Raw genomic sequence first — 9,222 nt, forward strand, 5'->3', positions numbered from 1 at the left:
GGGGTGCGCGGTGTTCAGGGGGTCGGGGTGGAGGCCGCGGTCGGGGCCTGGCTAGCCGGCCGTGGTCGGAGTCGCGGTGGTCGCGGTCATAGGCGCGGTGGAGGCCGAGGCCGCCTGCGCGTCACGGAGGCGGTCGCCCACCAGTGGGTCGAGGTAGCGGAACAGCACGTCCTTGAGCTCCTGGACGTACGCCTCGCGGTCGTCGCCCTCGCTGGCGAGGATCAGTTCGAGGCCCGCCATGTAGAGCGCCATGCAGACGTGCGCGATGCGGGTGACGGCGACGGCCGGCCGGTCGGGCAGGAGCGGGGAGAGCAGGTCCTCGACCCGGGTGATCAGGGTGTTGTGGAGGGCGTCGTGCTCCTCCGCCATCCGACCGGGGACGTCCGGGCCGTGCATGAGGGTGAAGAACACCGGGTTGTGGCAGTTGAAGTCGATGAACCGGTCGACGGCGGCCGCCACGGCCTGCTCCAGCGGGGTCGCGGGATCGATCGGCGCGAGCGCCTCGCCGTACGCCGTCCGCATGTCCGCCATCAGCCGCTGGCCCAGCTCGATCGCGATCGCTTCCTTGTTCGGGAAGAACTGGTACAGCGTGCCCGGTGAGACGCCGGCCTCGCGGGCGATCGCGTTGGTGCTCGCGGACGCGTACCCGGTCGACGCGAACACCGAGGCCGCGGCTTCGAGGAGTTGGGCGATGCGGCGCTCGCCGCGGGCCTGGCGGCGGCGCGGCTGCTCCTGCTCCTGGTGGGTGGGCATGCGGTTGTCCCCAGCTTCTCGGACCTGATTGACAAACACGAGTCGTCGCTCGCATTCTGATGAAACGCGAGCGATCTCTCGTGTTTGCCAGTTTATGGCGTGGCGCATCCGTCCGCCCGGCTGCGCACGGCACGGATCAGAGTGAAGGGGACACCGCACCATGACCGAAGTCAACAGGCCACCCCGAGCGGGGGGCTGGACCAGACTGGTGACCGCCCGTCCCCGGCTCTCCCTGCTCGTGGCCCTGCTGATCACCGCCCTCGCGGTCGTCGCGGGCAGCGATGTCGCCGACCGTCTGACCAGCGGCGGCTGGGAGGACCCCAAGGCCGAGTCCACCTACGCGACCAAGGCGCTGCAGCGCGAGTTCCCGAACTCCCAGCCGAACCTGCTGCTGATGGTCGACGCGGGCGACACCTCGGTCGACGATCCGGGGGTCGCCGCCGAGGCGAAGCGGCTGGCCGAGCGGCTCGCCGCCGAGAAGGGCGTCACGGGCGTCGGCTCCTACTGGCAGACCGGTGCCCCCAGCCTCCGCGCCGAGGACGGCCGCCAGGCGCTGATAGCGGCCCGCCTGACCGGCGACGAGACCACGATGAACGCGACGCTGGACCGCATCACACCCGAGTTCCGCGGTACGCACGGCCCGGTCGAGGTCAAGATCGGCGGCATCGTCGCCGTGCGCCACGAGATGCAGACGATCATCCAGGAGGACCTCCTGCGGGCCGAGCTGATCGCCCTGCCGGTGACCCTGGTCCTGCTGGTGATGGCCTTCGGCAGCGCGGTCGCCGCCCTGCTGCCGCTCGTCGTGGGCGTCGTCGCCATCCTCGGCACCAACGCGATCCTGCGCGGCCTCACCGAGCTGACCGACGTCTCGATCTTCGCGCTGAACCTCACCACGGCCATGGGCCTCGGCCTCGCGATCGACTACGCGCTGTTCATCGTGCGCCGCTTCCGGGAGGAGCTGTCCGCCGGCGCCGACCCCCGGGCCGCCGTGGCCACCACCCTGCGCACCGCCGGGCGGACGGTCCTCTTCTCGGCGCTCACGGTCGCCGTCTCGCTCGCCGCGATGGCGGTCTTCCCTCAGGCATTCCTGAAGTCCATCGCCTACGCGGGCATCGCGGTCGTCCTGCTCGCCGCGGCGGCGGCCCTGATCGTGCTCCCGGCGGCCCTGGTGCTGCTCGGCGAGCGGGTCAACGCCCTTGACCTGCGCAAGCTGTTCAGGCGCCGCAGGGCCGAGGGGGCTCCCGCCCGCGAGGAGGGTGCCGCCTGGGGCCGCACCGCCGGCTTCGTCATGCGCCGCGCCCCCTTCTTCGCCATCGCCACCACCGCCGGGCTGGTCCTCCTCGGCCTGCCCTTCCTGGGTGTGAAGTTCGGCTCGGCCGACGACCGTCAGCTCCCCGCGTCCGCCGAGTCCCGTGTCGTCCAGCAGCACATCCGGGAGGACTTCCCGGGCACCCCCGGCGGCGGTCTGGAGATCCTCGCCGAAGGCCGGGCGACCGAGGCCGAGTACACCGCGTACAAGGACGAGATCGCCGCCCTTCCCGATGTGCTCCGGGTGGACGGCCCCGTGGTGAACGGCGACGCGGCCTACTTCGCCGTCCAGCCGAAGGGCGACGTGGTCGACGAGGCCGCGCAGGACCTGGTCCACGACATACGGGCACGGGCGGCCGACGCCCCGTTCAAGACGTCGGTGACGGGTGCGGGCGCGGTCCTGGTCGACACCAAGGAGGCGATAGGCGGCGGCCTGCCACTGGCCCTCTCCTTCATCGCCGTGGTCACCCTCCTGCTGGTCTTCCTGCTCACCGGCAGTGTGCTGGTCCCCCTCCAGGCGGTCCTGCTGAACGCACTCAGCCTCACCGCGATGTTCGGCGCGATGATCTGGGTCTTCCAGGACGGCCACCTCTCCGGCCTGCTGGGCTTCACCAGCTCCGGCTCCATCGAGACGACCCTGCCGGTGCTGATGTTCTGCGTGGCCTTCGGCCTCTCCATGGACTACGGCGTCTTCCTGCTCTCCCGCATCAAGGAGGAGTACGACCACACCGGCGACCACACCGCCGCCGTCCGCCACGGCCTCCAGCGCACCGGCGGCCTCATCACCGCCGCCGCCGTCATCCTGGCCGTCGTGATGATCGCCATAGGCACCTCACGGGTGACGAACACCAAGATGCTCGGCCTGGGCCTCGCCCTCGCCGTGCTCATGGACGCGATGATCGTGCGCAGCCTGCTGGTCCCGGCCTTCATGCGGCTCACCGGCCGCGCCACCTGGTGGGCCCCGGCCCCGCTGCGCAGGTTCCACGAGCGGTTCGGCCTGAGCGAGGGCGAGTCGGCCCCGCGCCCCACCGCGACCGGGAGTGCGACCGGGACCGCAGCAGAGCCCGGCCCGGACACGGACACGGAGACGGGGGCCGAGTCGGGGAGCGGGAGCACCCCGCCGCCCGCGACCACCGGGTCCGGGAAGGGCGAGGAGGGCGACCGGGACAAGGAGAGCGGCGCCGACCAGGAGAGCGACCGCGACGAGGAGAAGGGCGCCGACAGGCAGAGCGACCACGACAAGGTGGAGATCTCTGGCTAGCGTTCACCGCAAAGGATCTCCGACAGGTCGGTGGGCCGGCAGATCGGCTGGTCGGCTGGTCGGCAGGCAGACGGGCCGGCCGACCTGTCGGGCGGTGAGGGTGAGGGCGAGGACGTATGCGCGCGGTGGTGTTCGAGCGGTTCGGTGAGCCGGCCGAGGTACGGGACGTGCCGGACCCGGCCCCGGCGGTCCACGGTGTGGTCGTCCGCGTCGAGGCCACGGGCCTGTGCCGCAGCGACTGGCACGCCTGGATGGGCCACGACCCCGACATCACCCCGCCGCACGTACCGGGCCATGAACTCGCCGGTGTGGTGGAGGAGATCGGCGCCGGGGTGACCCGCTGGCAGCCGGGCGACCGGGTCACCGTCCCGTTCGTGTGCGCCTGCGGCGGCTGCGCCGCCTGCGCGGCCGGGGACCAGCAGGTGTGCGAGCGGCAGACCCAGCCGGGGTTCACGCACTGGGGCTCGTTCGCCCAGTACGTGGCCCTGGACCACGCCGACGTGAACCTGGTGGCGCTGCCGGAGGGACTGTCGTACGGCACGGCGGCCTCCCTGGGCTGCCGGTTCGCCACGGCGTTCCGGGCGGTGGCGGCGCAGGGCCGGGTCGCGGCCGGCGAGTGGGTGGCCGTGCACGGCTGCGGGGGAGTGGGCCTGTCTGCGGTGATGATCGCGGCGGCCTCCGGCGCCCGGGTCGTCGCCGTCGACGTCTCGCCCCGAGCCCTGGAGCTGGCGCGGACGTTCGGCGCGGCGGCCTGCGTGGACGCCTCGGCGGTCCAGGACACGGCCGAGGCGGTACGGGACCTCACCGGCGGCGGCGCCCATCTCTCGCTGGACGCGCTCGGCTCGCCAGTCACCTGCGCGGCGTCGGTCGGCAGCCTCCGCCGCCGGGGCCGCCACGTCCAGGTGGGCCTGCTCCCGTCGCCGACCGGCACGACCCCCGTCCCCATGGCCCGCGCGATCGCCCTGGAACTGGAACTCCTCGGCAGCCACGGCATGGCGGCCCACGCCTACCCGCCCATGCTGGAACTGGTCCGCTCGGGCGTCCTGCGCCCCGACCTCCTGGTGACGACGACGATCCCGCTGGACGCCGTCCCCGAGGCCCTCGCCGCCCTGGGCACGGCACCGGGCAGCGGCGTGACGGTCATCGAACCGTGGATGGACCGGCCGTGACGCCCACCGCGCCGGGGCCGACCGCCGTCACGGCAGCCGGGCCATGAGAGTCGGAGGGCCGTGAAGGTCAGCGGGCCGTGGGCGGGCAACGGGCCGCGACGGTCAGCCGGCCTGAGGTCGTCCTGCCCGGGGCCGAACAGCCATCACGGTCAGCGGGCCCCCATGGTCAGCCGGCCGTCAGGGTCAGCGGGCCGCAAGGGTCAGCCTCCGCCAGGCACAGCGGCCCGCGCGGTCACTGGGCCGTGAGGTCCGGTCGGCCGGCCCCCGGGCGTCCGCGGTGCGTGGCCCACTCGGGGGCGAGGATCGACATCCGTACGGCGTCGATCCACTCCCCGTCCTGCCACAGCGTCTGCCGCTCCACGCCCTCGGCCACGAACCCCACCTTCTCGTAGGCGCGCCGGGCCCGGGGGTTGTGCGTGAAGACGTACAGCGAGACGCGGTGCATGCCGAGCCGCTCGAAGGCGTGGCCGACCGTCAGCCGCACGGCCTCCGTGCCGAGCCCCCGGTTCCGCCCGGCGGGGCCGATCAGGATCCGGAAGCAGCAGGCACGGTTGGGCTCGTCCCAGTCGTTGAGCACGACCTCGCCCACCAGCTCACCGCTCTCCCGGTCCACGATGCCGAGATCGAGGCGGTCGGTCTGCTCGCTGCGGTTGCCGTACCAGGTGCGCAGCCTCTCCATGTCGTACGCCCCGTCCTGACTCCCGGTGAGCCGGAGGACGTCCGGGTCGGCCAGGATGCGGGCCATCACGGGGGTGTCGTCCACGGTGAAGGGCCGCAGGACGGCCCGCTCACCGGTGAGTACGGGTTTCTCGGAGAAGCTCATCCCGGAATCCTCGGCAGCGGGAGGAGGCCGGGGCAAACGATTAAGCGCGGTCGTCAGTCGACCGCCCGCGCCCCCGGTTGCCGGGTCTGGAGGCGACCCAGGCGCGGACCGTGTCCGCGTACCAGTAGGGCTTGCCGCCCTCCACATGGTCGGGCGGCGGCAACAACCCGTGTTTGCGGTACGAGCGGACGGTGTCGGGCTGCACACGGATGTGCGCCGCGATGTCCTTGTACGACCAGAGGCGTCGGTCGGTCATCTGTGGCACCTCCCCGCGCGCACCGCGGCGGCGGCCGGGACGACCGTCGGAGGAGCCGGGCGCAGCGCTGGCGATCACTAGGGCCTGTCGGCCCTGGCCTGTGCTCGCTCAACGACGCACAGTGATCGCCGGGGAGCCCCTGTGCACCACATGTGACACAAGCTCCGCGTACACGTGACACCTGTGACAAAGGGGTGTCATTCGTGACGCCAGTGACGAACGAGGGCGCACCTCGCACGCGACCGCCCACCCGCAAAGGGGTGCGGGGAACTGCGCGACCAACCACGACGCACTCGCGGCCCGCGACGGACGCGCAGTCCCCCGGCGCCGCACGGCACCCGGCTCACCCAGCGGCGCGCCTACGCCCCGCAGCTCCGCAGAAACGCCCGCGTCCGCTGGGCGATCGGCAGCGGAGCGTCCGGCTCGCACGGATACATGTCCTGCTCGACGATCGCGAACAGATCCACGTCCAGCTTCTGCGCGGCCGCGAGCACCGGCCCCAGCTCGGGCACGCCCTTCGGCGGCTCGCACATCACGCCCTGCGCCACGGCCGGCCCGAAAGGCGTCCCCTTGGCCCGGACGTCCGCGAGGATCTCGGGGTCGACCTGCTTGAGGTGCAGATAGCCGATGCGCTCGCCGTACGTCTCGATCAGCTTGACGCTGTCGCCGCCGCAGTACGCGTAGTGCCCGGTGTCGAGGCACAGGGACACCACCGAGGAGTCGGTGCCGTCCAGGAAGCGGACGACGTTCTCCTCGCTGTCGATGTGGGTGTCGGCGTGCGGGTGGACGACGATCTTCAGGCCGTACCTCTCCCGCACCTCCCGCCCGAGCCGCTCGGTGAGCTGGGTGAGGTGCCGCCACTGCTCGACGGTCAGCTCACTGGGCTCCAGCACCTGGCCCGTCTTGTCGTCCCGCCAGAAGGAGGGGATGACGACGAGATGCCGGGCGCCCATGGCCTGGGCGAGGACCGCGTTGTCGGCGACGTGCGCCCAGGTCTTCTCCCAGACGTCGGGGCCGTGGTGCAGCCCGGTGAAGACCGTGCCGGCCGACACCTTCAGGCCACGTTTGGCCGTCTCCTCGGCGAGAACGGCGGGGTCCTTCGGCAGATAGCCGTAGGGGCCCAGCTCGATCCACTCGTAGCCGGCGGCGGCCACCTCGTCGAGGAAGCGCTGCCAGGGGACCTGCTGGGGGTCGTCGGGGAACCACACACCCCAGGAGTCGGGCGCCGAGCCGATCCGGATGCGCGAGAGTGAGGACTCAGGTGACAACGACGTCATGGCGGCCAGCTTCAGGCCGGAACCCAAGGGTGTCAATAGGTAGTCCGAATGTCTGGACAAAACATTGACAGGGCCGCTCTCGCGGAGCTAGACCTTGACGGAACCGGAGCGCGAAGGGAACTCGATGGCGTACGACCTGATCACCATGGGGCGGATCGGTGTGGACCTCTATCCGCTGCAGACGGGGGTCCCGCTGCCGCAGGTGACGTCCTTCGGGAAGTTCCTCGGCGGATCGGCGACGAACGTCGCGGTGGCCGCCGCCCGGCTCGGCCGGGACACCGCCGTCATCACCCGCACGGGCGAGGACCCGTTCGGCGAGTACCTCCACCAGGCGCTGCGGGACTTCGGTGTCGACGACCGCTGGGTGACACCGGTCCCCGGCCTCGCCACCCCGATCACGTTCTGCGAGGTCTTCCCGCCGGACGACTTCCCGCTGTACTTCTACCGCCGCCCCAAGGCGCCGGACCTGGAGATCGACGCCCACGAGCTGGACCTGGAGGCCATCCGCGAGGCCGGCATCTTCTGGGTCACCGGCACCGGTCTGAGCGAGGAGCCCAGCCGGACGGCGACGCTCGCGGCCCTCGCCCACCGGGCCAAGGCGGGCACGACCGTCTTCGACCTCGACTGGCGGCCCATGTTCTGGACCGACCCGGCCGCGGCCCGCCCGTTCTACGAGGAGGCCCTGCGGCACACCACCGTCGCCGTCGGCAACCTGGACGAGGTCGAGGTCGCCACCGGCGTCCGCGAGCCGCACGCCGCCGCCGAGGCCCTGCTGGCCGCCGGGGTCGAACTCGCGGTCGTGAAGCAGGGCCCCAAGGGTGTGCTGGCGGTGCACCGCGACGGCACGACGGCCGAGGTGCCGCCGCTGCCGGTGAACGTCCTCAACGGACTGGGCGCCGGAGACGCCTTCGGCGGGTCCCTCTGCCACGGCCTGCTCGAAGGCTGGGACCTGGAGCGGATCATGCGGCACGCCAACGCCGCCGGCGCCATCGTCGCCTCCCGCCTGGAGTGCTCCTCCGCGATGCCCACCGCGCGGGAGATCGAGGCCGCGGTCACGGCGGGGGAGGTGCGGTGAGCGTCGACGTCTCCGCCCTGGTCCGCACCCGGGTCCACCACCCCGAGGCGATCGCCGAGGCCGCCGCCCGCCGGGTCCGCCGCCCCCTGATCGGCGACTCCGGACGGCTGATGATCGTCGCCGCCGACCACCCGGCCCGCGGCGCGCTCTCCGTCGGCGACCGCAAGCTCGCCATGGCGAACCGCGCCGACCTCCTCGAACGGCTGTGCCTGGCCCTCGGCCGGCCCGGCGTCGACGGGGTGCTCGCCACCGCCGACATCCTCGACGACCTGCTCCTCCTCGGCGCCCTCGACGGCAAGGTCGTCATGGGCTCGATGAACCGCGGCGGACTCGCGGGCGCCTCCTTCGAACTGGACGACCGTTTCACCGGCCACCGCCCCGAGGACATCGAGCGGTTCCGTTTCGACGCCGGCAAGCTGCTGCTGCGCGTCGACTACGACGACCCGGGCTCCCTCGACACCCTGGAGTCCACCGCGCACGCCGTGGACGCCATGGCCGAGCGGCGGCTCCCGGTCTTCGTCGAGCCGTTCATCAGCCGCCGCGACCCCGTCACCGGCAAGGTCAGGAACGACCTCTCCGCCGACGCGGTCACCAAGTCGATCGCCATAGCCGCCGGACTCGGCGGCACCTCGGCGTACACCTGGCTGAAGGTGCCCGTCACCGAGAACCCCGACGACATGGCCCGCGTCATGGAGACCTCGACCCTGCCCGCCGTCCTCCTCGGCGGCGACGTCGGCGAGGACCAGGAGGGCGCGTACGAGAAGTGGCGGGGCGCCCTGCAACTGCCCACCGTCCAGGGCCTGGTGGTCGGCCGCTCGTTGCTCTACCCGGCGGACGACGACGTGACCGCCGCCGTGGACACCGCCGTAGGACTGCTGTGAGGGCCGCATGACACACAAGACCGAGCTGTACGTCCCCCAGGGGACGACCGCCCACGGGGGGTACACCCTCGACATCGGCCCCGAGCAGGCCGGCTGGACCCACAGCAGCCTGCGCGTCGTGGAGTTGGAGCCGGGCGGCGAGCACACCTTCACCACCGGGGACAGCGAATGGATCGTGCTGTCCCTCAACGGCGCCTGTACGGTTCGCGTATCGGAGGATCCGGGCGCAGCGGACGGCGACGGCACCGCAGAGTTCGACATCCTGGGCCGCGAGGACGTGTTCGCCGGAGTCTCCGACTTCGTCTACGCGCCCCGCGACGCCCGGGTACAGATCGCCTCCGGCGCGGGAGGCCGCTTCGCTTTGGCAGGAGCGAGGTGCGAGCGACGACTCCCCGCCCGCTACGGCCCCGCGCCGGAGG

9 protein-coding genes are annotated in these 9,222 nt (G+C 72.3%); 5 read left to right on the forward strand and 4 right to left on the reverse strand.

What is annotated here, in order from left to right:
* Positions 1–51: 51 nt before the first annotated feature.
* Entirely contained in the window at positions 52–753 is a 702-nt protein-coding gene (locus tag AOK23_RS34235) for a TetR/AcrR family transcriptional regulator (protein ID WP_055716429.1), read from the reverse strand.
* Positions 754–913: 160 nt separating this feature from the next.
* Here AOK23_RS34235 and AOK23_RS34240 point away from each other — a divergent pair, with 160 nt between their 5' ends.
* Together AOK23_RS34240 and AOK23_RS34245 are read left to right on the forward strand one after the other, a co-directional pair.
* On the forward strand, positions 914–3,322 hold the full coding sequence (locus AOK23_RS34240) for an MMPL family transporter (protein ID WP_240496693.1): 2,409 nt from the start codon (positions 914–916) through the stop codon (positions 3,320–3,322).
* Between the two features lie 116 nt (positions 3,323–3,438).
* Positions 3,439–4,491 (forward strand): zinc-dependent alcohol dehydrogenase family protein, encoded by a 1,053-nt coding sequence (locus tag AOK23_RS34245; protein WP_055716430.1) that lies wholly within the window; start codon positions 3,439–3,441, stop codon positions 4,489–4,491.
* A 232-nt stretch (positions 4,492–4,723) separates the two neighbouring features.
* Here AOK23_RS34245 and AOK23_RS34250 read toward each other — a convergent pair whose 3' ends face one another.
* The 3 genes from AOK23_RS34250 to AOK23_RS34260 form a co-directional block, all read right to left on the reverse strand.
* Entirely contained in the window at positions 4,724–5,314 is a 591-nt protein-coding gene (locus AOK23_RS34250; RefSeq protein ID WP_055716431.1) for a GNAT family N-acetyltransferase, read from the reverse strand.
* Between the two features lie 40 nt (positions 5,315–5,354).
* On the reverse strand, positions 5,355–5,570 hold the full coding sequence (locus AOK23_RS34255; RefSeq protein WP_055716432.1) for a helix-turn-helix transcriptional regulator: 216 nt from the start codon (positions 5,568–5,570) through the stop codon (positions 5,355–5,357).
* 359 nt (positions 5,571–5,929) lie between these two features.
* Complete coding sequence (locus AOK23_RS34260; RefSeq protein WP_055716435.1) at positions 5,930–6,847, reverse strand: sugar phosphate isomerase/epimerase family protein; 918 nt, start codon at positions 6,845–6,847, stop codon at positions 5,930–5,932.
* Positions 6,848–6,971: 124 nt separating this feature from the next.
* On the opposite strand from AOK23_RS34260, the gene iolC reads away from it, so the two are divergent.
* The 3 genes from iolC to AOK23_RS34275 all read left to right on the forward strand — a co-directional run.
* Complete coding sequence (gene iolC, locus AOK23_RS34265; protein WP_055716433.1) at positions 6,972–7,922, forward strand: 5-dehydro-2-deoxygluconokinase; 951 nt, start codon at positions 6,972–6,974, stop codon at positions 7,920–7,922.
* Entirely contained in the window at positions 7,919–8,803 is an 885-nt protein-coding gene (locus AOK23_RS34270; protein ID WP_055716434.1) for a Cgl0159 family (beta/alpha)8-fold protein, read from the forward strand. Before iolC ends, AOK23_RS34270 begins: the two co-directional genes overlap by 4 nt.
* 7 nt (positions 8,804–8,810) lie before the next feature.
* Positions 8,811–9,222 (forward strand): 5-deoxy-glucuronate isomerase (locus AOK23_RS34275; protein WP_206336373.1); only part of this gene is annotated, 412 nt, incomplete at its 3' end.

It is taken from the genome of Streptomyces torulosus (assembly GCF_001419765.1).
In the GTDB taxonomy this organism is placed as follows: domain Bacteria; phylum Actinomycetota; class Actinomycetes; order Streptomycetales; family Streptomycetaceae; genus Streptomyces; species Streptomyces torulosus.